The sequence below is a fragment of the Flavobacterium mesophilum genome, assembly GCF_039581405.1.
Lineage (GTDB): Bacteria > Bacteroidota > Bacteroidia > Flavobacteriales > Flavobacteriaceae > Flavobacterium.
On the sequence record NZ_JBCPXZ010000006.1, the window covers coordinates 167,108 to 193,329 of the forward strand.

Annotated in this window: 30 protein-coding genes and 1 tRNA gene; 20 read left to right on the forward strand and 11 right to left on the reverse strand. The window is 34.2% G+C overall.

Annotated elements, in window-relative coordinates:
• Window positions 1–91 precede the first annotated feature (91 nt).
• From AAYQ19_RS18380 to AAYQ19_RS18435, 12 genes are all read left to right on the forward strand, one after another.
• Window positions 92–634, forward strand: coding sequence for a YceD family protein (locus AAYQ19_RS18380; RefSeq protein WP_343538292.1), 543 nt, complete (start codon window positions 92–94; stop codon window positions 632–634).
• A 9-nt stretch (window positions 635–643) separates the two neighbouring features.
• Window positions 644–838, forward strand: a complete 195-nt coding sequence (rpmF, locus tag AAYQ19_RS18385) for a 50S ribosomal protein L32 (RefSeq protein WP_008465217.1) — start codon at window positions 644–646, stop codon at window positions 836–838.
• A 173-nt stretch (window positions 839–1,011) separates the two neighbouring features.
• A complete protein-coding gene (locus AAYQ19_RS18390) occupies window positions 1,012–2,010 on the forward strand; it encodes a beta-ketoacyl-ACP synthase III (protein ID WP_343538304.1) in 999 nt (332 codons plus the stop codon).
• A gap of 23 nt (window positions 2,011–2,033) precedes the next feature.
• On the forward strand, window positions 2,034–2,519 hold the full coding sequence (accB, locus tag AAYQ19_RS18395) for an acetyl-CoA carboxylase biotin carboxyl carrier protein (RefSeq protein ID WP_026728324.1): 486 nt from the start codon (window positions 2,034–2,036) through the stop codon (window positions 2,517–2,519).
• Window positions 2,520–2,604: 85 nt separating this feature from the next.
• The gene (gene accC / locus AAYQ19_RS18400) at window positions 2,605–3,951 is read left to right on the forward strand and encodes an acetyl-CoA carboxylase biotin carboxylase subunit (RefSeq protein WP_026728325.1); all 1,347 of its coding nucleotides are present in this window, start codon (window positions 2,605–2,607) and stop codon (window positions 3,949–3,951) included.
• 289 nt (window positions 3,952–4,240) lie between these two features.
• Window positions 4,241–4,537, forward strand: coding sequence for a hypothetical protein (locus tag AAYQ19_RS18405; RefSeq protein ID WP_343538309.1), 297 nt, complete (start codon window positions 4,241–4,243; stop codon window positions 4,535–4,537).
• 50 nt (window positions 4,538–4,587) lie between these two features.
• Window positions 4,588–4,884: a hypothetical protein gene (locus tag AAYQ19_RS18410; RefSeq protein ID WP_343538311.1), complete on the forward strand. Its 297-nt coding sequence runs from the start codon at window positions 4,588–4,590 to the stop codon at window positions 4,882–4,884.
• A 49-nt stretch (window positions 4,885–4,933) separates the two neighbouring features.
• On the forward strand, window positions 4,934–5,233 hold the full coding sequence (locus tag AAYQ19_RS18415) for a hypothetical protein (RefSeq protein ID WP_343538312.1): 300 nt from the start codon (window positions 4,934–4,936) through the stop codon (window positions 5,231–5,233).
• A 23-nt stretch (window positions 5,234–5,256) separates the two neighbouring features.
• Entirely contained in the window at window positions 5,257–5,544 is a 288-nt protein-coding gene (locus AAYQ19_RS18420; RefSeq protein WP_343538313.1) for a hypothetical protein, read from the forward strand.
• Window positions 5,545–5,564: 20 nt separating this feature from the next.
• Window positions 5,565–5,861: a hypothetical protein gene (locus tag AAYQ19_RS18425; RefSeq protein WP_343538314.1), complete on the forward strand. Its 297-nt coding sequence runs from the start codon at window positions 5,565–5,567 to the stop codon at window positions 5,859–5,861.
• Window positions 5,862–5,879: 18 nt separating this feature from the next.
• Window positions 5,880–6,173, forward strand: coding sequence for a PepSY-like domain-containing protein (locus AAYQ19_RS18430; RefSeq protein ID WP_343538315.1), 294 nt, complete (start codon window positions 5,880–5,882; stop codon window positions 6,171–6,173).
• 137 nt (window positions 6,174–6,310) lie between these two features.
• Window positions 6,311–7,663 carry a sigma-54-dependent transcriptional regulator gene (locus AAYQ19_RS18435; protein WP_343538316.1) on the forward strand — a complete coding sequence of 451 codons (1,353 nt, stop codon included), beginning with the start codon at window positions 6,311–6,313 and terminating at the stop codon, window positions 7,661–7,663.
• Here AAYQ19_RS18435 and AAYQ19_RS18440 read toward each other — a convergent pair.
• Window positions 7,660–10,101, reverse strand: a complete 2,442-nt coding sequence (locus AAYQ19_RS18440; RefSeq protein ID WP_343538318.1) for a hybrid sensor histidine kinase/response regulator — start codon at window positions 10,099–10,101, stop codon at window positions 7,660–7,662. The two genes, AAYQ19_RS18435 and AAYQ19_RS18440, sit on opposite strands and share 4 nt — an antisense overlap.
• Window positions 10,102–10,280: 179 nt before the next feature.
• Window positions 10,281–12,182, reverse strand: a complete 1,902-nt coding sequence (locus AAYQ19_RS18445) for a S9 family peptidase (RefSeq protein WP_343538319.1) — start codon at window positions 12,180–12,182, stop codon at window positions 10,281–10,283.
• Window positions 12,183–12,477: 295 nt separating this feature from the next.
• On the opposite strand from AAYQ19_RS18445, the gene AAYQ19_RS18450 reads away from it, so the two are divergent.
• The 4 genes from AAYQ19_RS18450 (at window position 12,478) to AAYQ19_RS18465 (ending at window position 15,938) form a co-directional block, all read left to right on the forward strand.
• A complete protein-coding gene (locus AAYQ19_RS18450) occupies window positions 12,478–13,590 on the forward strand; it encodes an NAD(P)/FAD-dependent oxidoreductase (RefSeq protein ID WP_343538321.1) in 1,113 nt (370 codons plus the stop codon).
• Complete coding sequence (mtgA, locus tag AAYQ19_RS18455) at window positions 13,590–14,363, forward strand: monofunctional biosynthetic peptidoglycan transglycosylase (protein WP_343538323.1); 774 nt, start codon at window positions 13,590–13,592, stop codon at window positions 14,361–14,363. Before AAYQ19_RS18450 ends, mtgA begins: the two co-directional genes overlap by 1 nt.
• Window positions 14,350–15,309 (forward strand): lipid A deacylase LpxR family protein, encoded by a 960-nt coding sequence (locus AAYQ19_RS18460; RefSeq protein ID WP_343538324.1) that lies wholly within the window; start codon window positions 14,350–14,352, stop codon window positions 15,307–15,309. Before mtgA ends, AAYQ19_RS18460 begins: the two co-directional genes overlap by 14 nt.
• A gap of 452 nt (window positions 15,310–15,761) precedes the next feature.
• Window positions 15,762–15,938: a hypothetical protein gene (locus AAYQ19_RS18465; protein WP_343538326.1), complete on the forward strand. Its 177-nt coding sequence runs from the start codon at window positions 15,762–15,764 to the stop codon at window positions 15,936–15,938.
• A gap of 141 nt (window positions 15,939–16,079) precedes the next feature.
• On the opposite strand, the gene AAYQ19_RS22050 is transcribed toward AAYQ19_RS18465, so the two are convergent.
• Both AAYQ19_RS22050 and AAYQ19_RS18470 read right to left on the reverse strand, forming a co-directional pair.
• Window positions 16,080–16,283: a GIY-YIG nuclease family protein gene (locus AAYQ19_RS22050; RefSeq protein WP_445709702.1), complete on the reverse strand. Its 204-nt coding sequence runs from the start codon at window positions 16,281–16,283 to the stop codon at window positions 16,080–16,082.
• A gap of 117 nt (window positions 16,284–16,400) precedes the next feature.
• A tRNA-Ala gene (locus AAYQ19_RS18470) sits at window positions 16,401–16,474 on the reverse strand.
• 104 nt (window positions 16,475–16,578) lie between these two features.
• On the opposite strand from AAYQ19_RS18470, the gene AAYQ19_RS18475 reads away from it, so the two are divergent.
• The 4 genes from AAYQ19_RS18475 to AAYQ19_RS18490 all read left to right on the forward strand — a co-directional run bounded on the left by AAYQ19_RS18475 (window position 16,579) and on the right by AAYQ19_RS18490 (window position 18,921).
• Window positions 16,579–17,343, forward strand: coding sequence for an enoyl-CoA hydratase/isomerase family protein (locus AAYQ19_RS18475; RefSeq protein WP_343538328.1), 765 nt, complete (start codon window positions 16,579–16,581; stop codon window positions 17,341–17,343).
• Window positions 17,344–17,424: 81 nt separating this feature from the next.
• Window positions 17,425–17,601: a hypothetical protein gene (locus tag AAYQ19_RS18480; RefSeq protein WP_343538329.1), complete on the forward strand. Its 177-nt coding sequence runs from the start codon at window positions 17,425–17,427 to the stop codon at window positions 17,599–17,601.
• Window positions 17,602–17,634: 33 nt separating this feature from the next.
• Window positions 17,635–18,087 carry a 6-pyruvoyl trahydropterin synthase family protein gene (locus AAYQ19_RS18485; RefSeq protein ID WP_276171901.1) on the forward strand — a complete coding sequence of 151 codons (453 nt, stop codon included), beginning with the start codon at window positions 17,635–17,637 and terminating at the stop codon, window positions 18,085–18,087.
• A 90-nt stretch (window positions 18,088–18,177) separates the two neighbouring features.
• Window positions 18,178–18,921 carry a UDP-2,3-diacylglucosamine diphosphatase gene (locus tag AAYQ19_RS18490; protein WP_343538332.1) on the forward strand — a complete coding sequence of 248 codons (744 nt, stop codon included), beginning with the start codon at window positions 18,178–18,180 and terminating at the stop codon, window positions 18,919–18,921.
• A 6-nt stretch (window positions 18,922–18,927) separates the two neighbouring features.
• Here the strand turns inward: AAYQ19_RS18490 and AAYQ19_RS18495 are convergent, their stop codons facing one another.
• From AAYQ19_RS18495 to rsmI, 7 genes are all read right to left on the reverse strand, one after another.
• Window positions 18,928–20,133, reverse strand: a complete 1,206-nt coding sequence (locus AAYQ19_RS18495) for a cytochrome c3 family protein (protein WP_343538334.1) — start codon at window positions 20,131–20,133, stop codon at window positions 18,928–18,930.
• A gap of 83 nt (window positions 20,134–20,216) precedes the next feature.
• Window positions 20,217–20,573 carry a hypothetical protein gene (locus AAYQ19_RS18500; RefSeq protein WP_343538335.1) on the reverse strand — a complete coding sequence of 119 codons (357 nt, stop codon included), beginning with the start codon at window positions 20,571–20,573 and terminating at the stop codon, window positions 20,217–20,219.
• A gap of 166 nt (window positions 20,574–20,739) precedes the next feature.
• A complete protein-coding gene (locus AAYQ19_RS18505; RefSeq protein ID WP_343538336.1) occupies window positions 20,740–21,096 on the reverse strand; it encodes a hypothetical protein in 357 nt (118 codons plus the stop codon).
• 727 nt (window positions 21,097–21,823) lie between these two features.
• Entirely contained in the window at window positions 21,824–23,107 is a 1,284-nt protein-coding gene (locus tag AAYQ19_RS18510) for an MFS transporter (protein ID WP_343538338.1), read from the reverse strand.
• Window positions 23,094–24,797, reverse strand: coding sequence for a single-stranded-DNA-specific exonuclease RecJ (gene recJ / locus AAYQ19_RS18515; protein ID WP_343538340.1), 1,704 nt, complete (start codon window positions 24,795–24,797; stop codon window positions 23,094–23,096). The genes AAYQ19_RS18510 and recJ overlap by 14 nt, the downstream gene beginning before the upstream one ends.
• Window positions 24,798–25,020: 223 nt before the next feature.
• Window positions 25,021–25,365, reverse strand: a complete 345-nt coding sequence (locus AAYQ19_RS18520) for a HopJ type III effector protein (RefSeq protein ID WP_113676677.1) — start codon at window positions 25,363–25,365, stop codon at window positions 25,021–25,023.
• Between the two features lie 91 nt (window positions 25,366–25,456).
• Entirely contained in the window at window positions 25,457–26,176 is a 720-nt protein-coding gene (gene rsmI, locus AAYQ19_RS18525; protein ID WP_343538342.1) for a 16S rRNA (cytidine(1402)-2'-O)-methyltransferase, read from the reverse strand.
• Window positions 26,177–26,222: the final 46 nt, after the last annotated feature.

Genomic DNA, 26,222 nt, shown 5'->3' on the forward strand with positions numbered 1-26,222 from the left:
ATAAGATTATTAGATTTGTAATAATTTTATATCTTTGCACCCCAATTCAGATATCTGTTTACAGATTTGAATTGATCAAATTGATGTTGAAATGAGCAAAACAAAAGAATTTTTAATTCCTTTCGTAGGATTAAAACTAGGAAAACACCATTTTGAGTATCAAATAAATAACACGTTCTTTAAGAACTTTGAGTACGATGAGTTTCAAAGTTCAGATATTAAAGTCAATTTACTTTTCGATAAGAAAAGTAATATGTTAGAGTTAGAATTCAAACACAAGGGTACTGTAAACGTGCCTTGCGATGTAACAGGCGAAGATTTTGATTTACCGATAAAAGGGAAAATGAAATTAATTGTTCGCTTTGGAGAAGAATTCAATGATGATAATGAAGAGTTGTTGATTTTACCACATGGTGAGCATGAGATTGATGTGGCGCAATATATTTATGAAATGATCGCGCTTTCTGTACCTCAAAAAAGAATTCATCCAGGTGTTAAAGACGGAAGTCTGCAAACAGAAGCTTTAACAAAACTGAATGAATTAAGTGTAAAAGAACAAAAGGAAGAGAGTAATAAAGAAGAAGATATTGACCCGCGTTGGGAAAAATTAAAGAAACTATTAACGGATAAATAATATAGTAAAATGGCACATCCTAAGAGAAAAACCTCGAAAACAAGAAGAGATAAGAGAAGAACACATTATAAAGCTACTGTAGCTCAAATCGCTACATGTCCTATTACAGGTGAGGCGCATTTATACCACAGAGCTTACTGGCATGAAGGTAAAATGTACTACAGAGGGCAAGTTGTTATCGATAAATCTGAAGCGGTTGCTTAATACGTTTTTGTAAATTATACTAGAACTCTCACATAGTGAGAGTTTTTTTTGTTGGTTATAATTTTCGTTTTTTAGGAAAATATAGACAAATTCGTTACGTTTTTTTTTGTAATTTTCAAGTCTTTTAAAAATTTTTCAAATACCCCGTATTTGAAAGGAAATAATAGAATATAATGAATACAATCACAGCCGCAATTACCGCTGTTGGAGGCTATGTTCCAGATTTTGTTCTTTCGAACAAAGTATTGGAAACCATGGTAGATACCAATGACGAATGGATTACCACTCGTACAGGAATTAAAGAAAGAAGAATCCTGAAAGATGCTGATAAAGGAACATCATATCTTGCTATAAAAGCAGCTCAGGATTTAATTGCAAAAGCAAATATTGATCCGCTTGAGATTGATATGGTTATAATGGCGACAGCAACACCAGATATGATGGTGGCTTCTACAGGAGTTTATGTTGCTACAGAAATTGGAGCAACAAATGCATTTGCATACGATTTGCAAGCAGCATGTTCAAGTTTCTTATACGGAATGTCAACTGCTGCGGCTTATGTACAGTCTGGACGTTATAAAAAAGTACTTTTAATTGGTGCAGACAAAATGTCGTCAATTGTAGATTATAAAGACAGAGCGACTTGTATTATTTTTGGTGACGGAGCTGGTGCAGTTCTTTTCGAACCAAATTATGAAGGCTTAGGTTTGCAGGATGAATATTTAAGAAGTGATGGTGTTGGGCGTGATTTCCTTAAAATCCCAGCTGGAGGTTCTTTGATTCCACCTTCTGAAGAAACTGTAAAAAACAGACAGCACAATATTATGCAAGACGGTAAAACTGTTTTCAAATATGCTGTTACAAATATGGCTGATGCAAGCGAATTGATTTTGCAAAGAAATAATTTGACAAATGAAGATGTTGACTGGTTGGTGCCACATCAAGCTAATAAACGTATCATTGATGCTACGGCTGGAAGATTAGAACTAGAAGATTCTAAAGTTTTGGTAAACATTGAAAGATACGGTAATACTACTTCTGGGACTTTGCCATTAGTATTAGCTGATTTTGAAGACAAGCTTAAAAAAGGAGATAATGTAATCTTTGCTGCTTTTGGTGGTGGATTCACTTGGGGATCTATCTATTTAAAGTGGGCTTACGATAAGAAATAAATTAAAACTAAAAACGAATCATTATGGATTTAAAAGAAATTCAAAACCTAATCAAATTTGTAGCAAATTCGGGAGTTGCTGAAGTAAAGTTAGAAATGGATGATGTAAAAATCACTATTAGAACAACTTTAGAAACAAATGTTACTGAGGCTACTTATGTACAGCAATTGCCAGCTCAAGCTGCATTGCCACAAGCTGCTGCTCCACAAGTTGCTGCGCCAGTTGTTGTAAATGTAACTCCAGAGGCACCAGCTGCTAACGATTCTAAATATGTTACTATAAAATCTCCAATCATTGGAACATTCTATAGAAAACCATCTCCAGACAAACCTGTTTTCACTGAAGTTGGAAGTACTGTATCTAAAGGAGATGTTCTTTGCGTAATTGAAGCAATGAAATTATTCAACGAAATCGAATCTGAAGTATCAGGAAAAATTGTTAAAATTCTTGTTGACGATATGTCTCCAGTTGAATTTGATCAACCTTTATTCTTAGTAGATCCATCATAATTTTTAAAAATTCCAATAGAGAAATCACAAAATCCAATGAGTTGGAATTTGGAGATTGGAATTTGTAATTTTTAATTTAAATAAGATGTTTAAAAAAATATTAATTGCGAATAGAGGAGAAATTGCACTTCGTGTAATTCGTACATGTAAGGAAATGGGAATTAAGACGGTTGCCGTTTACTCTACAGCCGATGCAGAAAGCTTGCATGTTAAGTTTGCTGATGAAGCGGTTTGTATTGGTCCCCCGCCAAGTAACTTATCGTACTTAAAAATGTCAAATATCATTGCAGCTGCAGAAATTACAAATGCAGATGCAATACACCCAGGATACGGTTTTCTTTCTGAGAATGCTAAATTCTCAAAAATTTGTCAAGAGCATGGAATCAAATTTATTGGTGCTGCTCCTGAAATGATCGATAGAATGGGAGATAAAGCTTCTGCTAAAGCTACAATGAAAGCAGCAGGAGTTCCTTGTGTGCCAGGTTCAGATGGATTATTAGAATCTTATGAGCATGCACAAAAAATTGCCAAAGAAATTGGTTACCCAGTAATGATGAAAGCTACTGCTGGTGGTGGTGGAAAAGGAATGCGTGCCATCTGGAAAGAAGAAGATCTTTTGAAAGCTTGGGAAAGCGCACGTCAAGAAGCTGCTGCAGCATTTGGAAATGACGGAATGTACATGGAAAAACTTATTGAAGAGCCACGTCATATCGAAATTCAAGTTGTTGGAGATTCTTACGGAAAAGCATGTCACCTTTCTGAAAGAGATTGTTCTGTTCAACGTCGTCACCAAAAACTTACTGAAGAAACTCCTTCACCTTTCATGACAGACGAACTTCGTACAAGAATGGGAGAAGCTGCTGTAAAAGCTGCTGAATTCATTAAATATGAAGGAGCTGGAACTGTAGAATTCTTGGTTGACAAACACAGAAATTTCTACTTCATGGAAATGAATACTCGTATTCAAGTTGAGCACCCAATTACTGAACAAGTAATTGATTACGATTTGATCCGCGAGCAAATTATGGTAGCAGCTGGTATTCCAATCTCAGGAAAAAATTACTTGCCACAATTACACGCTATCGAAGTTCGTATTAATGCTGAAGATCCTTATAACGATTTTCGTCCTTCACCAGGAAAAATTACTACACTTCATATGCCAGGAGGACACGGAGTTCGCTTAGATACTCACGTTTATTCTGGTTACAGTATTCCGCCAAACTATGATTCTATGATTGCTAAGTTGATTACAACTGCACAATCTCGTGAAGAAGCTATCAGTAAAATGAGAAGAGCTCTTGACGAATTCGTAATTGAAGGTGTGAAAACTACAATACCTTTCCACAGACAATTAATGGATGATCCTAAATATATAGAAGGAGATTATACAACTGCTTTTATGGAGACATTCAAAATGAATAGTCCAGAATAATTTTAAAAGCTGTCGATTTTCGGCAGCTTTTTTTGTTTTATATAAACCCAACGAGTTTTAGTTCTCGTTGGGTTTTGTTGTTTTCGGGTATTAGGAAACACTAAAAGTGTATAAAAATTACACACTTCTTAAACAGATTACACACTTTTATTAAATGTAAATTTTTGGCACAACAATCGAAACTTCTTTGTTTATAGGGGTTTATGTGGTATGGAAGCCAACTTTTAGTTTACGGCATAATAATTTCATTATCTAAAGCGTAAACAACAACAAAACTAAAATTTACATTATGAAAAAGCTATTCTTATCAGCCGCTATTGTTTTGGGAAGTTTAACTTCATTCGCAGCAAATTCTTCAATTGAAGATTCTATTATAAAAACGATTTCTATTCAAGATGAATATACTGAAATCAAATTAGAAGAACTGCCAGCTCCAATAACAGAGGCGTTAAAAAAATCATTTCCAAATGCAGTGCTTACTAAAGCATACAAAAATGCAAAGTCTGAATACAAATTAGATGTTACTGTTGGTGAAAAAACAGGAAATCTTTTTGCTAACGCTGACGGAAGCTGGATTCAAAAATAAGTTTGAATAACATTAAATAAAATTAATTAACTCTCTTAAATATATACATCATGAAAAATTTATTCTTATCAGCCGCAATCGTTTTGGGAAGTTTAACATCATTTGCTTCAACTTCGCCAATCGCAAATACAACCGTAAAAACAATTTCTATTCAAGATGAATATACAGAAATTAAATTAGAAGAAGTTCCTTCTGCAGTGACAGATGCTCTTAAAAAAGCATATCCAGATGCAGTTCTAAACAAAGCCTACAAAAACACTGCATCACAATATAAATTAGAAGTAGCAGTAGGAGATAAAGTAGGAGCTCTTTATGCTAATGCAGATGGAACTTGGATTAAAAAATAATCCCTTTTTGTTCCAAACAAATTAATTAACGCTATTAAAAATTACTATCATGAAAAAATTATTTATATCAGCCGCAATCCTTTTGGGAAGTTTAACATCATTTGCTTCAACTTCGCCAATCGTGAATACAACCGTAAAATCAATTTCAATCCAAGATGAATTTACAGAAATCAAAAATGAAGAAGTTCCAACTGCAGTAACAAATGCGCTTAAAAAAGCGTATCCAGATGCAGTTTTGAACAAAGCATACAAAAATGCTGCTGCTTCTCAATATAAATTAGAGATTACTGTAGGCGACAAAGTAGGTTCTTTGTATGCTAACGCCGATGGATCTTGGGTGAAAAAATAATCCCTAACTAAAAAACTATCATTATGAAAAAGATATTATTATCGGCAGCGATCCTGTTAGGAGGACTGTCAATACAAGCCACACCAATTGTTGTTTCGTCAACAACAGAATTAGTAAAATTTCAAGATGAGTACAAAGAAGTTGACGCTGTTCCGGCAGCCATAAAAACAGCTTTAGATAATGCTTATCCTGGTGTTAAACTTGAAAAAGCTTACGTAAACGATAAAAAAGAATACAAAATTGATATTATCGTGCGTGATGTGAAATCAACAGTTTACACAGACGCAAAAGGAAACATTCTTAAAAAGTAACTAACTAAATTATCCCCACTATGAAAAAGTTAATCTTATCGGCTGCGGTTCTTTTAGGAGCTATGTCAATGCAGGCAACGAATACTGTTGTTACTAATGAAAATTTGAAATCAATAAGTATTCAGGATGAATTTACTGAAGTCACTGCAGACGCTTTACCGGCAGCAGTAAAATCTACAATTGAAAAATCATTTGTAGGTTCTAAACTGGAAAAAGCATGGAAAAATGCTAAAGACGAGTACAAACTTGAAATTTCTAAAGAAGGTAAGAAATATACTTTTTTCACAGATGCTTCGGGTAATATTATTAAAAAATAATTCTAAATCTTGAGCAACATGAAAAAGTTAGCCCTAGCAGCAGTTGTTATTCTGGCAAGTTTGTCTGTTCCTGCACAAGCATCTACTCCAAATAAAACAGCAATGTCAGTTTCAGTTCAAACAGAATATACAGAAGTAACTGTAGACGCTGTTCCGGCGGCTGTAAAAACTGCTCTACAAACTGCTTATCCAAATGCAAAATTGGATAAAGCATATGTAAACGAGAAAAAAGAATACAAATTAGAAATATCAGTTAAGGACCAAAAGGCTACTGTTTACTCAGATGTCAATGGCAATTGGCTGAAGATATAATAAATATAATTAGGTGAATTAGATTTATGTTTTTGGTGAAAAAGGGATTGCTCGTAGCAATCTCTTTTTTTTTGCATAATTTTGTGAGAATACAACTTTAATAGTGTTATTTTAGCAAAAAAAGTCCTTAAAAACAGATGTCAAAAATATTATTGATAGAAGATGATATTTCGTTTTGTAAATTATTAGAGAAATTTCTAATAAAAAAAGCATACGATGTAACTATAGCTTTCTCTGCGGCAGAAGCAAGAGCAGCAATCAAAAACGAATCGTTTGATTTGATTTTGACAGATCTTCGTTTGCCAGATTCTGATGGTATAGGACTAATGACCGAGTTTAAAAATTCTCATCCGCATATTCCTGTTATTATGATGACAGGCTACTCTGATGTGAATACAGCAGTAAAAGCAATCAAAAATGGCGCAGCTGATTATATTTCGAAACCATTCAATCCTGATGAGGTTTTATTGGTAATCACAAATGCACTACAAAATAATAATGAAGTTGAAGAAGTTGTTTCGAAAGAAAAGAAACCAGCAAAAAAGCCAGCTTCTTCAGAAAATGAATTTGTAAAAGGAATTTCTGTTGCATCGCGAAAATTATTAGATCATATTCAATTGGTAAGTCCAACGGATATGTCGGTTTTGATTATTGGCGAAAGTGGCACGGGAAAAGAAATTATAGCCAAAAGCATTCACCAACAAAGTACGCGTCAAAAGAATAATTTTATTGCTGTTGATTGCGGTGCAATTCCGAAAGAATTGGCGGCAAGCGAATTCTTTGGGCATTTAAAAGGATCTTTTACTGGTGCGATAAGTGACAAAATGGGTTATTTTGAAGCAGCTAATGGAGGAACTCTTTTCTTAGATGAAATTGGAAATCTTTCGTACGAAAATCAAATCCAGCTTTTGAGAGCGCTTCAGGAACGAAAAATAAAACCTGTTGGAAGCAATAAGGAAATTAACGTCGATATCCGAATCATAACAGCGACAAATGAAGATTTGCGCGAGGCAGTAAAGAACGGCGATTTTAGAGAGGATTTATACCATAGAATAAACGAATTTTCAATTCTTTCTCCATCATTAAAAGATCGTGAAGAAGATTTGATGGTTTTTGCCGATTATTTTCTAGAAAAAGCCAATCAACAACTGAATAAAGATGTAATTGGATTTTCGCCAGAAGTTGTGGCGATTTTTCAAAAATACAATTGGCCTGGAAACTTGCGTGAATTGCAAAATTGCGTAAAACGTGCCACGCTTTTAACACGCGGTGATTATATCGAAAGTGAAGTGCTGCCGGCAGAATTTTTTCAAATTCAAAATCAAAATACGGCAGAAACAACAAGTAGTTTTTCTCTGTCAGAAAATGAAAAGGAAACGATTATACATGCCTTGTCAAAAACCCAGAATAATAAGTCTGAGGCGGCAAAACTGCTTAAGATTACCAGAAAGACACTTTATAATAAATTGAAGCAGTACAACATCGATTAATCAATTTCGTTTACTAGGATTGCAAAAAGTGATGTAATCTTGGCTTTTAGATCGGTGTAGATGTCTTTTATTGCAGCAATTTCAAAATCATTTTTTTCTAAGTTTAATAGAATGCCTGCAATTTCAGTTGCTTCAATTTGCTTGAACATTGGAGCGATTCGATGCGCAATTGCATTTATTTCGGCTTTGTTTTCATCCTTTATTGCAATTTCTAAATAAGCCAAATTTTCATTGGTGCTTTCGATAAAAGACTTTAAAACATCATTTAAAGCATTTTTGTCATTTGCCAGAAATTCTTTCAGCGTGTCTAAAGAATATAATTGAGCAACCGATCTTTCCTCTTTTTCGTTTACAATCTCGTTTGGCAAAATATCATTTTCAGCAATTATTCTGATTGTATCCAATAATATCCTTGGAGAATATGGTTTTTTGACTACAGTTGTAAAACCGGCATCGGCATAAACTGAAGTTTCTAAATCGGTTCTTCCGGTCAAAGCAATGATAGGCTGATTCTGATAAAACGAAGTACTTCTAAGTTTTTTCAAAAACATAAAACCATCCATTTCTGGCATTTGAATATCGGTAATTACAAAATCGAAGTTGGTTTTTTCAATTGATTCTAAAGCTTTGTTGGCGCTGTTAAAAGAAAAAACTTGATGTTTTTCTTGTCTTAAAACGCCACTTGTCAAATTCAGTAAATTGATATCATCATCAATAACAATAAAAGTTTGTGGCTTTATATTTTGATGTTGGATTATAGGTTTTTGAATTTCTTCAATTGTATTTATGCTCGTGTCAAATAATAATGGGAGCTGAATTTCAAAAGTGCTTCCTTGGCCAAAAACACTTTCAAGCTGTAAACTTCCACCCAGAATCGAAATTATTTTCTGGCAGATGGAAAGCCCTAAGCCTGTTCCTCCATATTTTTTTTCAATGTTTTCATTCGCTTGTGCAAATTCTTCGAAGACTAATTTTTGATTTCCTTTTTCAATTCCAATTCCGGTGTCTTCAATTGTAATGGCAAAAAAATCTTTGTTTTCAGTCAAAAATGCGCTGATTCTGATATAGCCTTCTTCGGTAAATTTATAGGCGTTTCCAATTATATTGGTCAAAATCTGTTTTAAGCGAAAAGGATCGCCAACAATTTTTGCATTTAGTTTTTCATCAACATTAATTATTAAATCAATGTTTTTTTGTTTGTAAACCGTTTGAATGCTTTTTGCAACTTCATCAATGATTTGAGGTAACGAAAACGGAACTTTTTCAATCGTAATTTTCCCAGCTTCAATTTGTGAAAAGTCCAATAAATCCTGAACTAATTGCGTAATATATTCAGATGAATTTTTGATGTTATTGATGAAATAGGACTGCTTTGTATTGACATCTGAATTGCCCAAAAGTTCTGAATATCCCACAATCGTGCTCAATGGCGTTTTTAAATCATGACTTACGGTTGAGATCAATTGTTCGCGACTTTTGAGAAGATTTTTGGTTTTGAAATTCGCGATTTCAAGTTGTTTTTTATACAACTGTGATTTTGAATAATCACTTACAATCAAAATCGAAAAGAAAATAGTCAACACTAAACCAATAATAGCCGATGCAGTAACAATTTCATTGACTTTTTTAAGTGATTTTTCTTTTAAGGAATTGTTTTTTATCGAATTAATGATTATTTCTCGCTCGATAATTCGAAGTACTTTTCGGAGTTGTTCTGAAATGGCGATTTCGTTTTTCAGCAATTTATTCTCTTCAAAATTTAAAGATTCTTTTTTCTTTTCGGCTCTTAATTTTACAGAACTCAAAAGTTTTTTGGAATTAGCCAAAATCGAATCTGAAGCTTGTTTGCTTAACGTATTGGTACTGTCATCTGGAATATTTTGATTAAGATAATCAACATATTTTTGAAGTACATTTTTTTGATAAGCGCCTAACTGATTTGGATTTTTAGTAAAATCCTGAAGTTCTAATTTTCGGAGTTTGAACTCCATTTTGGTAATTTCGTCAATTGCCGAATTTACCGAAACTTCATCGTCGGCCTTGTTTTTTATGGTTTTAAGCTGTTGAATATTTTTGGTTTTTTCAGCCAATAAATACGTCACACTATCGAGAAGGACTTTTTGATAGTCAGTAGTGACAATTTGTTTCAAAGTATCAATTCGTGCACGCAACGAATCACTTTCAATTACATAACTTTTAAAGTCTTTATCTGAGTTGGTTTGAATTGTTTTTCGCGCCAAACTTTCAGTTTTATATACATTCGAGAAAAGTTTGCTGACTCTTAAAATTTTTGTTTTTTCAAATGCAATTTTATCTTCTAATTTATTGTAAACAACATTTTCAGAATATAGAAACCAACCTACGGTTACAACTAATGCCAATAATGCAACATAGCTAAAAAGCACTTTAATGGCTGTGTAACTTTTTTTGCTTTCCATAAATGAAGTCGTTGAGATTGGGTTTTTTAAAATTAGAATTCACTGCAATTTATTTAAAATATTCTGTTTTAAAAAGGGAAATCAGAGTGAAAGTGTTACATAATTCAAAGTTTTCAAAAAGAAAACAGCCTCAGATTATATAAATAAATCTGAGGCTGTTTTTAATTTTTATGATTAAATTATAGCGTTTCGTTTAACCATTTAAAAAATTCTGCTTGCCAAACTTGAGCGTTTTGAGGTTTTAAAACCCAGTGATTTTCATCTGGGAAATAAACAAATCGGCTTTTGATTCCTCTTAATTGCGCGGCTTGAAAAGCTTCTTGTCCTTGTCCAATCGGCACGCGGTAATCTTTTCCTCCTTGGAAGATCAAAATTGGTTTGTTCCAGTTTTGTACCAAAGTTGCAGGGTTAAAAGTAGTATACGATTTTTGAGCTACTGCATTGTCTTTTTCCCAGTACGCACCACCAAAATCCCAATTGTTAAAGAATACTTCTTCTGTTGTCCCTAACATTGAAACGGTGTTGAAAACTCCGTCGTGAGCGATAAAAGTCTTGAAACGGTTTTTGTGAATTCCAGCCAAATAAAACACTGAATATCCTCCATAACTCGCGCCAACACATCCTAAACGGCTTTTGTCTACATAGCTTTCTTTGGCAACATCATCAATTGCAGAAAGGTAATCATCCATAACTTGTCCTCCCCAATCTTTACTGATTTGTTCATTCCAAGCAACGCCATGTCCTGGCATTCCACGACGGTTTGGCGCAACCACTACATAACCTTTAGCGGCCATTAGAGAGAAATTCCAACGATAAGAATACGATTGTGTCAACGCACTTTGTGGTCCGCCTTGGCAATATAAAAGCGTTGGATATTTTTTTGAAGCATCAAAATTTGGAGGAAGAATTACCCAAACCAACATTTTTTTGCCATCGGTCGTAGTAACATAACGTCTTTCGGTTTTGCTCAATGTTAATGTTTTATAAGTATCTGTATTTACATTTGAAATTTGTTTCCAAGTGTTTTTCTTCAAGTTATAAGAATAAATTTCAGCCGCATGATTCATGTCTGTTCTTGTAACAATGATTTCATCGCCAACAAAACCAACTAAGTCGTTAACATCAAAATCGCCGTTTGTAATTTGGCGAACGTTGATTGCCATTTTAGTCAAACCAGGAAAATTAACTGTAAAAAGTTGTTTTGTTCCGTCAACCGCAGCAACAAAAAATACATTTTTTCCGTCTTTGCTCCAGATAAAATGATCTACAGTTCCGTCCCAGTTTGCAGTCAAATTCGTTTTGATTCCTTTGAACTCAACAATAATATCGTTTTTATCAGCTTCATAACCGTCGCGTTTCATTTGCAACCAAGTCAAATTTCCCGTTGGAGAAAATTGTGGAGCAGTATCGTAACCGAGATTATCTTCAGTTCTGTTGATTGTTTTTTGAGTATCTAGATTGTACTCATAAATGTTTGTATTGGTAGAAATTGCATATTCAGTTCCTGCTTTTTTCTTGCATACATACAAAATGCTTTTTCCGTCTGGTGACCAGATGTAATCTTCGTCACCACCAAAAGGTTTTTGAGGAGAATCAAAAGTTTCACCTTTTAAAATGTCGATTCCTTTAGCGCCATCTTTGTTTTCTTTGTAAAAAACGTGGTTGAATTTCCCTTCGTTCCAAGTATCCCAATGACGATAATCTAATCCATCATAAATTTGAGCGTCTGATTTGTCAAGGTTTGGATAGAAATCTTTTCCATGAACTTTTTCGATTTTTACTTCTTCGTTATAAACAACAAACTTTCCGTCAGGCGAAATATTTTTGTCTTTTAAAACATCTTTTGTGTCTTTGATTTCAGTTGCTGTTCCTCCGTTAACCGGAATGATATACAATTTTGAAGTCGATTTGTTATCCGCTACTGATGGCGTTGAAACTTTAAAAACAATATTTTTCTCATCTTTAGAAAGTCCAAGTGGAGTAACTCGGCCTAATTTCCATAACAATTCCGGAGACATTACATTCTGCCCGATAACGTTTAAACTCATCATTATTAAGGTTGTTAATAATACTTTTTTCATAATAAAAATTCTAATATTCGTGGGGCTAAAAATACAACATTTAAATTCCAATAAATTGTTAAAAATTCCAATGTTTGGAAATGCCAAATCCCAAACTATTTCTTGTTACTGTGAACCTAGGCGAAGTCGAAGGCGCAACGTAAAGAGGTTTCGTCTCCGCTCAGCCTGACAATTTGGAAAATTTTCATTCCAAATGTTTTGGAATTTGGAATTTTTAGAATTGAAATTTCATTTAGTTTTGTAATTTAACCAAAGATTGGAATTCGGAATTTTAACATTGGAATTTATTAAAAAGATGGAACTAAGTTATTGGGAGCTCAAAAATTGGTTTACAAATGTTGATTACACTATAGTAGGAAGCGGTATTGTTGGTTTGCATACGGCATTGCGCCTGCGCGAAAGATTTCCTGCGTCTAAAATTTTAGTTTTAGAAAGAGGAATGTTGCCACAAGGAGCGAGTACAAAAAATGCAGGTTTTGCTTGCTTCGGAAGCCTTTCAGAAATAATGGATGATCTAAAAACGCATTCAGAAGATGACGTGGTGAATTTGATAGAAAAGCGTTGGAAAGGTTTGCAGTTGCTTCGAAAAAGACTAGGAGATTCGGCAATTGATTTTAAGCCTCATGGGGGTTATGAATTGTTTTTGAAAGAAGATGAATTGGGTTACAACGAATGCATTTCAAAAATTCCTTTTATAAATGAAGTTTTAAAGCCACTATTCAAAGCCGATGTTTTTTCTAAAGAAGTCGATCGTTTTGGTTTTCAAAATATTCATGAATATTTGATTTTTAATCCGTTTGAAGCTCAAATTGATACCGGAAATATGATGCAGGAATTGTTGAAACAAGCAATTTCGGCTGATATTTTGATTTTAAATCAGCAAACAGTGACATCGTATCAAGATACGGGAAATCATGTCGAAGTTGTTTTGAATGATTTTAGTTTTAAAACTCAAAAATTGCTTTTTGCCACAAATGGTTTTGCCGGTTCTTTGACCAATGGTGCTGTAAAACCTGCAAGAGCGCAAGTTTTAATTACAGAACCGATTCACAATTTAGATATCAAAGGAACGTTTCATTTAGATCGTGGGTATTATTATTTCAGAAATATAGGCGACCGAATTTTATTTGGTGGAGGCAGAAATTTGGATTTTGAAGGGGAAACCACAACCGAATTTGGTAACACTAAAATTATTCAAAATAAATTGGAAGATTTGCTGAAAAATGTAATTTTACCAAATCAGGATTTTCAGATAGCGCATCGTTGGAGCGGTATCATGGGAATTGGAAACAGCAAAAATCCTGTCGTGTCACAACTTTCTGACAACGTGTTTTGTGGAGTGCGTTTAGGCGGAATGGGAGTGGCGATAGGCAGTTTAATAGGAACAGAATTAGCAGATTTAATATAATGGCAGCAACCAAAAAACCAGCACCAAAAAAGCCGGCAACAAATAAACCAAAACCAGCAGCAAAAAAGAAAGGCAATCGAACGTTTGGCGAAAAAGTCAAATGGTTTTTTATCAAAGCAATGTTGTGGTTTTTTGGCTTGTCAATTGGCTCAGTGATCTTTTTTAAATATGTGCCGGTACCTTTCACGCCATTGATGCTGATTCGCGCCATCGAAAATAAAATGGACGGAAAAGAAGTGTACTTCGATCACGATTGGGAACCAATTGATAAAATTTCGAAAAATCTTCAGAAAGCCGTTATCGCCAGTGAAGATGGAACTTTTTTAACACATAACGGATTTGATTTTAAAGCCCTTCAAAAAGCCTATAAAAGCAACGAACGCGGACGTAGAATTCGAGGTGGAAGTACGATATCGCAACAAACGGCTAAAAACGTTTTTTTATGGCAAGGAAAAAGTTACTTGCGTAAAGGTTTAGAAGCTTATTTTACCGTTTTAATCGAAATAATTTGGGGCAAGGAAAGAATTATGGAAGTGTATTTGAACAGTATCGAAATGGGTGACGGCGTTTATGGCGCTTATGCGGCAACAGAACATTGGTACAGACGTGATGCCTCAAGCTTAACGCCGATGCAAGCTGCAGGAATTGCCGCAATTCTTCCAAATCCGAGAAAATTTAAAGCTACAGGTTCTTCAAGCTACATCAACAGACGAAAAGAGCGAATTGTTCGCGAAATGCGTTATGTTGGCAAACTAAATTATGATGGGAAATAAAAACTTCTTTTTTGCCATTTTTCTGTTAGGAACAGCATTTGTTTTCGGGCAGGGAAACACAAAAGAATTCGGTTTTATCTCGGATAACGATTTATATACTTCGTCAAAAAATGACATGTATTATACCAATGGGTTGGAGATTTTCTTTCGCTATTTGTCCAAAAACGAAAACGTAAAAATCAATAAAAAAATAACTGAATTTCGTCTAGGGCAATACATTTACAATCCGAGGTTTATTAATGAAACGGCTGTAGATATTAACGATCGCCCTTTTACGGGTTATCTTTTTGCCGAAGCGGGTCGAAGTTTTTTCTATCAGAGCGAATCGGTTTTAAAAACGGATTTTCAGTTGGGTTATATGGGGCCAAATGCATTTGGACGTCAAACTCAAGAAAGTTTTCATCATCTTATTGGCTACAAAAAAGTGTACGGTTGGGAAAATCAATTGCATAATGCATTTGCAGTACAGGCGCATGCGATTTATTCTAAAAAAATGTTTCCAGGTTGGCACAATGATTATATCGATCTTCATTTCCAGTCGGAAGGAAATTTGGGAACTATTTTTACGGGTGTTTCAACAGGATTTCTAACCCGAATTGGTTTTAAAAAACTTTTACCAATTTATGATTCCAATTTGCATGATGCCTCAGTAAGCGCTCAACCACAATACGACATCAGAGAATTTTATTTTTACGCGATGCCGATGGTCAATTATCAGTTTTATGATGCGACAATTCAAGGAAGCCGATTCAGCGATACAAGTCCCGTAACTTTTGAATTAGAACCACTTCGTTTCAACGCCGAAGCTGGTATAAAATACCGCCACAATAAATTCAATATTTCATATTCTTTCCTATACCGCGGCAGAGAATTGAAAGATCCCGGAATTGACACGAATTCGGGATATTTTTATGGGTCGATTCGAATGGGTTTTTTGATTCGATAGTTTTTTTAATAAAAAAGCCATAACAAAAGTTATAGCTCTTTTTGGTATTTATCTATAATATGAATTTCATATCTTATAATTTCGGGGTACTAATTCAGAAATATTTAAAAATGATACTTAATTCAAAAACAGATACTTATTGTTTTCTTAAAAACTTAAATATGCCTCATTCTTCTTGAGATCGATACAGTTCCTAATTTTTTTGCAAAAGTACAAACAACATATTGATTAATTCTCAATTTAAGGTTAAATTTTTGTTTTTTATTTAAAATGTAACTATGAAACCATGTCAAAATTGCTTAATACTTAATTTTAAGGCGAAAAGAGTTTTTTGATTAATGCTTTCAAATTGTTTTGTAACAATAGAAGTGCTCTTTTTAAATCGCAGACTTAACTTTTTGATAATATGTTAAATGCATTAAATTCTTTATATTTAATTAAAAATTAGCATTATGGATATCAATTGGAATATAATAGGAGTTGTGGCAATCTTGGTAGTGATTTTGGTTGTGTTGACAATCAGAAAAAATCTTAAGGAGAAAAAGAAATTAGAAAATTTGCTGAACAACGATTTCAAAAAAGCAGAAAAAGACAGAGTAGATGCTGAAGATTCGGCGAATGAGAAATAAACGAAATGCGATCTAAACCTGACAGGTTTTAAAATTAATTCTGAAAACATAAAAAAAAGCCGTATTACACAATTGTAATACGGCTTTTTTGTGGAGAATACCGGATTCGAACCGGTCACCCTCCCGATGCATCGGGATACTCTAGACTTTCGTTTTTATAAGGTCTTCAATATATTTTCTGCTTTTCATTTTTTTGATTTGTAATTCTCTTTTACAAGCTTCACTTCGAGTTAGAAAAGTTTCGAAATATTTTATTTCCCAATCTTTGGCTGATTTTGTGAATTTACTTCTACTGTTTAAATGATCATCAATTCGTTTATTTGATGTCTTGACAAGAACCAACATAATATTTGTTAAGTGTTTTCGAATATATAATGTAAGTGTAAAACATATTTGTAATAAATAATTATAAAAAAAATACCCAAACAAGAGTTGTTTGGGTATTTTTTTGTGAAAAATTAGTGGAGAATATCGGATTCGAACCGATCGCCTCTACGCTGCCAGCGTAGCGCTCTAGCCAAATGAGCTAATCCCCCAAAGCGTTAACAAATAAAGCCAATTAATTTTCAAAAAACAAATTTCGTGGTGTTTCCGATTAATTATTTTTCAAAAGCGTAACTTTACCTTTAAATCGATTTTTATGAGTTTAGAAAATGCAAACGGAAGTCTTGAAACTTCCTTTCAAAATACTATTGCAACCATTCAATTTGGACATCCTGCCAGCAATTCTTTTCCACGTCAATTATTGGATCGCCTTACGGCAGAAATTAATTCACTGAGTCGAAATGAAAACGTTTCGGTTATTATTTTAAAAAGTGAAGGAACGAGAGTTTTTTGCTCGGGTGCTTCGTTTGATGAGCTTTTGGAGGTTGAAAATGAAGAACAAGGAACAGAATTTTTCTCAGGTTTTGCTCATTTATTGAATGCGATGCGTAATTGCAATAAATTGATTATTGGTCGCGTTCAAGGAAAAGCTGTTGGAGGAGGAGTCGGAATTATTTCGGCTTGTGATTATGTTTTCGCGACTCCAGAAAGTGCCATAAAATTATCTGAACTTGCTATCGGAATTGGACCTTTTGTAATTGAGCCGGCTGTTTCGCGTAAAATTGGAAAACGCGCCATGACCGAAATGACTTTGGCAGCGCACGAATGGAAATCGGCGGAATGGGCACTTCAAAATGGACTTTATGCATCGCTTTATCCTTTGGAAGAATTGGATACAGAAGTCGAGAGCTTTGCGATAAGATTGAGTTCTTACAATCCAGAAGCGCTACAGGAAATGAAAAAAATCATTTGGGAAGGTACTGAGCAATGGGAATCACTTTTGTTTGAACGTGCCAAAATTACTGGAAAATTGGTTTTGTCTGATTTTGCTAAAAAGGCTTTGACGCAATTTAAAAAGTAACAAGTAAAACACGAATAACTTTGCCAAAGTTTCAAAGTTTGACAAAGTTGAAATTGACTAAATACTAAATAAAATAATCTCATGAAAGTGATTTCATTGTTCCAAAATGTCGATGTTGCGGAGAAAATTAAAAACGCGCCAGACAACAGTTATCAAATTGGTGTTGTGATTGGATCATTTATTCCGTTCATAATTTTGATCGGAATTGCGTATTGGATGTATAACCGTGCTAAAAAAAGAGATGAAAACGGTTATTAATTTGTAAATTTGCAAGCTTAAAATTAAACATCGATGAGTAATATCAGAATTACAAAACAATTTAGTTTCGAAACCGGGCACGCTTTGTACGGTTATGATGGAAAATGCAAGAACGTTCACGGACACAGTTATAAATTGTCGGTAACCGTTATTGGTTCACCAATTACGGATCGATCGAATGTGAAATTCGGAATGGTAATTGATTTTTCTGACTTAAAGAAAATTGTAAAAGAAGAAATCGTCGATCAATTTGACCACGCAACTGTTTTCAATCAGACAACACCTCATGTTGAATTGGCTGCGGAATTGAAAAATCGTGGGCATCATGTTATTTTAGTAGATTATCAGCCAACAAGCGAAAATATGGTAGTTGATTTTGCAGAAAGAATCATTGCAAGACTTCCTGCAGGAATTTCATTGTTTTCTCTTAAACTTCAAGAAACCGAATCTTCATTTGCTGAATGGTACGCTTCGGACAATCTTTAAAATTCAAATTCCAAATTCCAAAACTTTTCGACTTCGAGCAGAGACACAAAAGTCTAAAATTCTAAGAAGTCTAGTAATCTTAAAATCTAAATGAAAAAAATATATTTTGCTTCAGACCAGCATTTTGGTGCGCCAACTCCCGAATTGAGTTTGCCACGCGAAAAGAAATTTGTGGCTTGGCTTGATGAGGTTAAAGAAGATGCAGAAGCTATTTTTCTTTTAGGCGATTTATTTGATTTTTGGTTTGAATACAAAACGGTTGTACCGAAAGGTTTTGTTCGAATTTTAGGCAAACTGGCTGAAATTCGTGACAGCGGTATTCCGATTTATTTTTTTGTTGGAAACCATGATTTGTGGATGAATGATTATTTTGAAACCGAATTGAATATTCCGGTGTATCACGATAATAAAGAATTTACTTTTAACGGAAAAACCTTTTTAATTGGCCACGGCGATGGAAAAGGTCCTGGCGACAAAGGCTATAAAAGAATGAAAAAGGTATTTACAAATCCGTTTTCAAAATGGCTTTTTCGCTGGCTTCATCCAGATGTAGGTGTGAGCTTGGCGCAATATCTTTCGGTTAAAAATAAATTGATTTCTGGTGATGAAGATGTGAAGTTTCTTGGCGAAGAAAACGAGTGGCTTGTGTTATATGCCAAACGTAAACTAGAAACTAAGCACTATAATTATTTTATTTTCGGACACCGTCATTTACCAATGATTATTCCAGTTGGCGAAGATGCAAATTATGTTAATCTAGGCGATTGGATTGGTTATTTTACATATGGCGTTTTTGACGGCGAGAATTTCGAACTTAAAAAATTCGAAAAATAAGCTGTTTTATTTCGCTGGATATATTCCGATTTTATGCGTTCTCAAAATATATTCTGAAAGCTGTTTGCTGTCAGAAAGCTGAAATTTAATCGAATTTGAAGATTTTTTCGGCATGTGACATTCCACACAATTTGACGCCATTAGTTTTTCGGGCATTATTTTTTGTGTTTTTTCATTGTGCTTCAAGCCTTGGTGACAGCTCATACAGATTTTCGAGTATGAAGCCATATTCTTAGATGCATTTTCATGCGGATTGTGACATGTTATACAATCCATTTTTTCACTTTTAATGAAGCATTTGCTTTGCGCCATCAAACGAAATTGATTTCCATGAACGTCAAATTTTGCGGTATCGTTTATGCTTCGCGTATCTCTGTAAAAATCAGATAAATTATCGCCAGGTTTAAAATCAAAGCGAGATTTCATTTTCATTCCGTCATTTCCTGCGTGACATAACGCGCAGGCGTCTAATCGCTGTTGTCTGTTTAATCCTTTGATGCTCGTAATGCTGTTGGCAACTTTTACATTCGGGTTTTTCAAGTGAAATTCAACATGTTTTTTTGCTGGACCGTGGCAACGCTCGCAATCAATTCCGTAAACAATGGTTCTTTTGTCAATAATATCCTCGACATCCATTGACATCATATTTCGCTCTTGAGAGTTTTGATTTACCATTCTGCTGCTCGCATTTGACGCGTGACAAGCATAACAGTCTTTAACCACCATACGGTCAAAATATGGTTTGTCAGCAGGGAATCCCGGACTTGTTGCCCAATTGTGAATAGAGCTGTAATAAGAAAGAGGAAGTTCGTAAGTGTTGTTTGCGCGCCAATAAACAGAAGTTTGCGCGTGTTTTATTCCAAAAACAATTTCAAATTTATGCGCTTCAACTTCTTTTCCGTTTTTATATAAAACCTGAAAAAGACTATCGCCACGTTTTTCCATGACTAATTTTGTGTTTTTGTCATAAATAAAAGTATGATTGCCTTTGTCAAAATCTCCTAAAACATTTTCTGAAGTCGCTAGTGCTGTTGCTTTAAAATGTGAGCTTTTCAAAGCCATGTTATATTGTGTTTGGTGGCATTGAATACAACTTTCAGATCCAGCATAATCAGTACCGCGTGGATCAATATAATCGTCAGACGAATTTTTGCAGCTGGTTAAACATACTGCCAAAAGTAATAGGACAAAGAGAATGCGTGTTTTTTTCATTGCCGTAAATATACTTTTTTTTGAAGCAAATCAAAATATATTTCAATAATGAAAAAATGATGTTAAAATATTTAGAATAATTCTTAATTCATACCTGCGCCGTAAACATATTCATCGAGTTCAATTTTGAATAAAGAACCTTCAACTAAATCTTTAATCGATTTTAATTCGGTCATATTTACAGCTAAATCTATTGAATTGCATGGTGTTTTCAATAAAAATTTATGGCAAGCATATTTCATTTCGCAGGCTTCGCAACAAGCGTTTTCGATCATGCTGTCTTCGATTAAATCACAAAACTGATTCAGTTCTGGTACGGTAAAATAGAAACCTGTTTCTTTAAAAACCAACTGTACTTTATCATGAATGGTTTGACTGTTTTGTTTCCAGTAAAAAGCTATTCCAAAATTGTTATGATAGATTTGTTCTATTTCTCTCATCGTAAATCCTTTTATTTCAACAAATATAAATATTATTTATATTAATTCTAAATAAAAAAATCATAAAAAGAAGATAAATTTTAATAGTAATGAATATTTGCTATAAAAAAAAGCCTCCAGTTAAAACAAGAGGCCTTCTAATTATAAAGTTTTAAATAATTAAATTCTAATTCATTCCAGAACCAAAAACATATTCGTTAAGATGAAGTCGGAATAATGAACCGTCAACTAAGTCTCTTATCGAATTTAACTCCACTGGTGATATTTCTAAATCTATAGCAACATAGGGTGTTTTCAATAAAAATTTATCGAAGGCACGTTTTACACCATGTGTATCATTTTCTTTATGGTCAGTTACGCACTCTTCAATTAAATCGTGAAATTCATTTAATTCTTGAACTGAAAAATAGAATCCCATTTGTTTAAAAAGCAACTGAATTTTATCTGATACAATTTCGTTGCCTTCTTTCCAATAAAATGAAATTCCAAAATCGTTTCGGTAAATCTGTTCGATGTCCTTCATGACAATTTTTTTAGGCCACAAAGATACATCCATTTTGTATTAACACTTGATTAATGAAAACATAAAAAAATGCTAAAAAATATTGTTAATTATTGGTTTTGAGTTCGTTATGCTGATGTTTTTGAGTTCGATTTTAAAGTTTTGAATTTTATTTCAATAAAGTGTAGATCGTTGTGTCTTTTGCAAAGTAGTGACCTTCTTTTTCGTTATAAGATTTTAAGACAAGATCCATTTTTAAAGTGTCATTATGAATTTTAACATCATTTTTTTTAAAATATAGATTCTCTTCAAATTGAAATTCTGATCGTTTCTTTTCAAACAAAAAGTATTTCTTTTCAATTACTTTGTAGTTGCAACAATTGCCCAACAAGCCTACTGAATTAGTCTGTATTTGAATTTGATCATTTTCAAATCTAACATCGTTTGGAGTGTTGAAGAAAAAAAGAAAAATAGATGCTAAAAGGCTTCCAAAAATACCATCGGCCAACCAGCTAAAAAAGATTAAAATAGGCCAGAAGATATATAGTCCAAAATAGAATGCTTTCTTTTTGAATGGTTTTACATAGTGAAAGAAAAGAATGCAGGCTGATATATAAAATAGAATTTTCAGAATAAATTTTAAATTCGAAATTATATCAATATTAAAAATTTGATTGAAAATAAAACTGGTAAGTAATATTATCAATGTTCCTAAATGAATTCTTAAAAGTATCTTTTTGAAATTCATTTACTCCAATTTATGATGTTCATCCATATCTCTTTTCAGATCTAGATTTCTAAATGTCGGAGATTTTAATGCAGTAAAAATTACAGTCAGAAGCGTAATACTTCCTCCAAAAACAACAGAAGTTACTGTTCCCATTAATTGGGCAGTTGCGCCACTTTCAAAAGCGCCAAGTTCATTTGAAGATCCTACAAAAATGGAGTTTACTGCACCAACACGTCCACGCATATGATCTGGAGTTTTAAGCTGTAAAATGGTTTGACGGATTACGACAGAAATTCCGTCTGCCAATCCGCTTAAAAATAAAGCAAAAACAGAAAGCCAAAAATAGGTTGATAACCCAAATAAGATAATCGATAGCCCAAAAACAAATATGGCGACTAAAAGTTTTTTTCCTGCATTTTTATTTAGTGGTACATAAGCAGAAACGAGTACTGTAATAAAAGATCCTACTGCAGGAGCAGCTCTTAAAAGGCCAAAACCTTCAGATCCTACTTTCAAAATGTCCTGAGCAAAAACGGGTAATAGCGCTACAGCACCCCCAAAAAGTACTGCAATCATATCAAGCGATAAAGCACCTAGAATAATTTGGTTTTTAAAAACAAAAGTCAGACCTTCAGTAAGACTATCTTTTATAGATTCTCCAATTTTTGGATTTAAGATTGGTTTTTTACTGATTTGTGATAAGGCAATTAAAGAAAGAATGGAGAATCCGAATACCAGACACATTGACCAATGAACGCCAATCCAGTTGATTGAAAATCCAGCCAGCGCCGGTCCCATTACAGCGCCGACCTGCCAAACCGAACTGCTCCAAGTTGCGGCATTTGGATATACTTTTTTAGGAATAATCAACGATAGAAGTGAAAAAATAGTTGGGCCGAGAAAGGCGCGGACCAAACCTCCAAAAAAGACTAAAGCGTAAATAGAATACAAGATTACATCTGAAGATAAACCACCAACTATTTTGGGCCAAGTCAGTAAAAATAAACCAAAACTAACTATTGAAAAGCCTAAAATACATTTTATCAATAATCCTTTTTTTTCTCTTTGATCTACAATATGTCCGGCAAACAAAGCCATTCCGATGGCTGGAATAACTTCCATTAAACCGATAATTCCTAAAGAAAGCTTGCTTTTAGTTAAACTGTAAACTTCCCATTCAATTACAATAAACTGCATTGACCAGGCAAAAACCATTGCAAAACGAAGTATTAAAAAAATATTGAATTCTCTATAGCGAAGCGCCTGATAAGGATCTGGTTTGTTTGATTTAATTTCTTCCATTTGTTCTAATGTCTTTCAGCATAAGCTGTGTTGAAACTGTTCCTTTCCATTCATTTTCGGCAATTGTGTAGGCAAGTTGAAACAGATTTTGATTTTGTGCAATATTTAATTTTTTTCCGAGTCCAAAGCCAATTGCAGCGATTCCGTCGGAGTTGATTTGTTTTGCAAAAAGCCTTAAATGTTCGTCTTCGGAACCTAAGGTTTTAGCATAACCGGTATCTTTGACATCAGTCGTCATAAAAACCGGTGTCATATTTTGTGGGCCAAAAGGTTCGAATTGTTTTAAAATCCGAATCAATTTTGGTGTTATATCTGAGAAATTGATTTCAGCATCGATCTCGATTTCAGGAGTCAGCATTTCGGGTAAAATGGTTTCTGAAACCTGTTTTTCAAAAGCATCTTTGAAAGTTTGATAGTTTTCTGCTTTTAAAGTCATTCCCGCAGCGTACATATGGCCACCAAATTGTTCCAAATGTTCCGCACAAGCGTCCAAAGCATTATAAACATCAAATCCTTTTACAGATCGGGCAGAGGCTGCATATTTGTCTCCACTTTTAGTGAAAACTAAAGTCGGGCGATAATAGGTTTCAATTAATCTTGAAGCAACAATTCCGATAACGCCTTTGTGCCAGTCTTCTTGAAAGACTACTGTCGAGAAACGCTCCTCTTCGTTGTTTTCTAAAATCTGCTGAAAAGCTTCTTTGGTTATTTTTTTATCTAAATCTTTCCGGTCTGCGTTGTATTGTTCGATTTCTGAAGCAAATTGTTGTGCTTGCTCCAAATCAAATTCTGTTAAAAGCTCAACGGCATGATTTCCGTGCTTGATTCTTCCTGCAGCGTTTATTCTTGGTGAAATAATAAAAACGACATCGGTAATGTCGAGAACTTTCTTTTTTACTTGATGAACCAAAGCTTTGATTCCCGGTCTTGGCTCACTGTTGATTACTTTCAATCCAAAATAAGCTAAAACACGATTTTCTCCCGTAATCGGAACAATATCGGCGGCAATTGCAGTGGCCACTAAATCTAGATACGGAATTAAATCTTCTGTCGTTTCATTTCGGTTTTGACCTAAAGCCTGAATCAGTTTAAATCCAACGCCACAACCACATAATTCGTCGTAAGGATAAGAACAATCTTCTCTTTTAGGGTCTAAAACGGCAACCGCGTCGGGAAGAAATTCTCCAGGGCGGTGGTGATCACAAACAATAAAATCGATATTTTTTGCTTTCGCGTAAGCAATATGATCAATTGATTTGATACCGCAGTCGAGAGCGATAATTAAAGAAATTCCGTTGTCGTCTGCGTAGTCAATTCCTTTGTATGAGATTCCGTAACCTTCGTCATATCGATCCGGAATGTAAGTAGCAATATTTGGGTAATGAGATTTTAAATACGAAGAAACTAAAGAAACTGCGGTTGTTCCGTCAACATCATAATCGCCAAAAACTAGAATGTTTTCTTGATTTTCAATTGCCGATTCAATTCGGGCAACGGCTTTGTCCATATCTTTCATTAAATACGGATCATGCAGATGTTCCAAAGACGGACGAAAGAAATTCTTCGCCTCATCAAAAGTTTCAATTCCTCGCTGAATCAAAAGCGTTGCTACAAAATCTTCTACATTTAAAGCTTGTGCCAAATGTTTGACTTTTTCTTCAGAAGGTTTTGGTTTTAAAGTCCAGCGCATTTTTTAATTGTAGATTTTAGATGTTAGATTTCAGATTTTGGAAATCGTTTAATCTAAATTGGTAATTTTTTGTTTTGCCACTCCCGATAGCTATCGGGATAAAATGATTCGAAAGGATTTTTTAATCTGTGTTAATCATTTTAATCTGTGGCAAAAATATTTTGTTTTGAAAAGGCTTCGACTTCGCTCAGCCTGACAAATGAATAACTAAAAAGTTATTGAATTATTTCGCTTCTAAAGCATTTCCTTCAAACTGAATTCCGTCCCAACCTAAGTTGATGAAATTTCTAATGTTTTGGTGATTTGTTCCGTTTGGATCGCCTAAAACTTCTTCAAAATAAAAAGCTCCAAAACAAGCTAAAGTTTCTTCTTTGTTTAAATTTTGCAGTTTTGCGAAAGAAAACAATTTGCAAGAACCTGAATTTTCACCTGCGGCGTTATGTTGTGTTCCGTTTTGAAAAGCAGTAGGAGTAAAGTTGTAGTTTTCTTCAATTACTGCAATAGTTTCAGGAAATGTGATTTGTGTTGGTGTTTGTTTTACTTTTTCTAAAAAGGCTTGAATGCTCATATTATGGGTTTGTTTTTTTTTGCCACGAATTACACGAATTACACGAATTGAATTCGTGGAAATTTGTGTAATTCGTGGCTGAAATAATTATTTATTCTTCTTCATCCTTAGAAAATTTATTTTTCTTCGGTTCTTTTGTTATTGTTTTTCCTGCAACGACCACGACAATTTCTCCTCTTGGAGCTGTTTTTTCAAAATGCGCTAAAACTTCTTTGGCAGTTCCACGAACGTTTTCTTCGTGCATTTTTGATAATTCGCGAGAAACGCAAACTTGTCTGTCTTCTCCAAAATACTGAACAAATTCACTTAAAGTCTTAACGAGTTTATGTGGAGAAACGTATAAAATCATCGTTCTTGTTTCTTCGGCTAAAGCCAAAAAACGAGTTTGACGTCCTTTTTTGTCAGGAAGAAAACCTTCAAAAACAAATTTGTCATTTGGGAGTCCGCTGTTTACTAGAGCGGGAACAAAAGCTGTTGCTCCAGGAAGACATTCTACTTCGATTTTATTTTCAACGCAAGCGCGCGTTAATAAAAATCCAGGATCTGAAATAGCCGGAGTTCCAGCGTCTGAAATCAAAGCGATGGTTTCGCCAGCTTTCAAACGCGCAATTAAGTTTTCAGTTGTTTTATGTTCGTTGTGCATGTGATGGCTGTGCATGTGCGTGCCAATTTCAAAATGCTTCAACAATTTTCCGCTGGTGCGGGTGTCTTCAGCCAAAATCAAATCGACTTCTTTCAAAACCCGAATGGCTCTGAAAGTCATGTCTTCAAGATTGCCAATTGGCGTTGGAACGATGTATAATTTTGACATATTTTTTTATTCGTGAAAATGTGAAATGTAAATTCTGAAAGCTGAA

Coding starts and splice junctions, on each gene's coding strand:
- AAYQ19_RS18465 (WP_343538326.1), top strand. CDS start 15,762: ATGGATATCAATTGGAATATAATAGGAGTTGTGGCAATCTTGGTAGTG.
- accC (WP_026728325.1), top strand. CDS start 2,605: ATGTTTAAAAAAATATTAATTGCGAATAGAGGAGAAATTGCACTTCGT.
- AAYQ19_RS18445 (WP_343538319.1), bottom strand. CDS start 12,182: ATGAAAAAAGTATTATTAACAACCTTAATAATGATGAGTTTAAACGTT.
- AAYQ19_RS18430 (WP_343538315.1), top strand. CDS start 5,880: ATGAAAAAGTTAGCCCTAGCAGCAGTTGTTATTCTGGCAAGTTTGTCT.
- AAYQ19_RS18475 (WP_343538328.1), top strand. CDS start 16,579: ATGAGTTTAGAAAATGCAAACGGAAGTCTTGAAACTTCCTTTCAAAAT.
- AAYQ19_RS22050 (WP_445709702.1), bottom strand. CDS start 16,283: ATGTTGGTTCTTGTCAAGACATCAAATAAACGAATTGATGATCATTTA.
- AAYQ19_RS18505 (WP_343538336.1), bottom strand. CDS start 21,096: ATGAAGGACATCGAACAGATTTACCGAAACGATTTTGGAATTTCATTT.
- AAYQ19_RS18420 (WP_343538313.1), top strand. CDS start 5,257: ATGAAAAAGATATTATTATCGGCAGCGATCCTGTTAGGAGGACTGTCA.
- AAYQ19_RS18415 (WP_343538312.1), top strand. CDS start 4,934: ATGAAAAAATTATTTATATCAGCCGCAATCCTTTTGGGAAGTTTAACA.
- AAYQ19_RS18450 (WP_343538321.1), top strand. CDS start 12,478: ATGGAACTAAGTTATTGGGAGCTCAAAAATTGGTTTACAAATGTTGAT.
- AAYQ19_RS18440 (WP_343538318.1), bottom strand. CDS start 10,101: ATGGAAAGCAAAAAAAGTTACACAGCCATTAAAGTGCTTTTTAGCTAT.
- AAYQ19_RS18410 (WP_343538311.1), top strand. CDS start 4,588: ATGAAAAATTTATTCTTATCAGCCGCAATCGTTTTGGGAAGTTTAACA.
- AAYQ19_RS18500 (WP_343538335.1), bottom strand. CDS start 20,573: ATGAGAGAAATAGAACAAATCTATCATAACAATTTTGGAATAGCTTTT.
- AAYQ19_RS18380 (WP_343538292.1), top strand. CDS start 92: ATGAGCAAAACAAAAGAATTTTTAATTCCTTTCGTAGGATTAAAACTA.
- rpmF (WP_008465217.1), top strand. CDS start 644: ATGGCACATCCTAAGAGAAAAACCTCGAAAACAAGAAGAGATAAGAGA.
- AAYQ19_RS18520 (WP_113676677.1), bottom strand. CDS start 25,365: ATGAGCATTCAAGCCTTTTTAGAAAAAGTAAAACAAACACCAACACAA.
- AAYQ19_RS18480 (WP_343538329.1), top strand. CDS start 17,425: ATGAAAGTGATTTCATTGTTCCAAAATGTCGATGTTGCGGAGAAAATT.
- rsmI (WP_343538342.1), bottom strand. CDS start 26,176: ATGTCAAAATTATACATCGTTCCAACGCCAATTGGCAATCTTGAAGAC.
- AAYQ19_RS18510 (WP_343538338.1), bottom strand. CDS start 23,107: ATGGAAGAAATTAAATCAAACAAACCAGATCCTTATCAGGCGCTTCGC.
- mtgA (WP_343538323.1), top strand. CDS start 13,590: ATGGCAGCAACCAAAAAACCAGCACCAAAAAAGCCGGCAACAAATAAA.
- accB (WP_026728324.1), top strand. CDS start 2,034: ATGGATTTAAAAGAAATTCAAAACCTAATCAAATTTGTAGCAAATTCG.
- AAYQ19_RS18390 (WP_343538304.1), top strand. CDS start 1,012: ATGAATACAATCACAGCCGCAATTACCGCTGTTGGAGGCTATGTTCCA.
- AAYQ19_RS18425 (WP_343538314.1), top strand. CDS start 5,565: ATGAAAAAGTTAATCTTATCGGCTGCGGTTCTTTTAGGAGCTATGTCA.
- AAYQ19_RS18460 (WP_343538324.1), top strand. CDS start 14,350: ATGATGGGAAATAAAAACTTCTTTTTTGCCATTTTTCTGTTAGGAACA.
- AAYQ19_RS18495 (WP_343538334.1), bottom strand. CDS start 20,133: ATGAAAAAAACACGCATTCTCTTTGTCCTATTACTTTTGGCAGTATGT.
- AAYQ19_RS18490 (WP_343538332.1), top strand. CDS start 18,178: ATGAAAAAAATATATTTTGCTTCAGACCAGCATTTTGGTGCGCCAACT.
- recJ (WP_343538340.1), bottom strand. CDS start 24,797: ATGCGCTGGACTTTAAAACCAAAACCTTCTGAAGAAAAAGTCAAACAT.
- AAYQ19_RS18405 (WP_343538309.1), top strand. CDS start 4,241: ATGAAAAAGCTATTCTTATCAGCCGCTATTGTTTTGGGAAGTTTAACT.
- AAYQ19_RS18485 (WP_276171901.1), top strand. CDS start 17,635: ATGAGTAATATCAGAATTACAAAACAATTTAGTTTCGAAACCGGGCAC.
- AAYQ19_RS18435 (WP_343538316.1), top strand. CDS start 6,311: ATGTCAAAAATATTATTGATAGAAGATGATATTTCGTTTTGTAAATTA.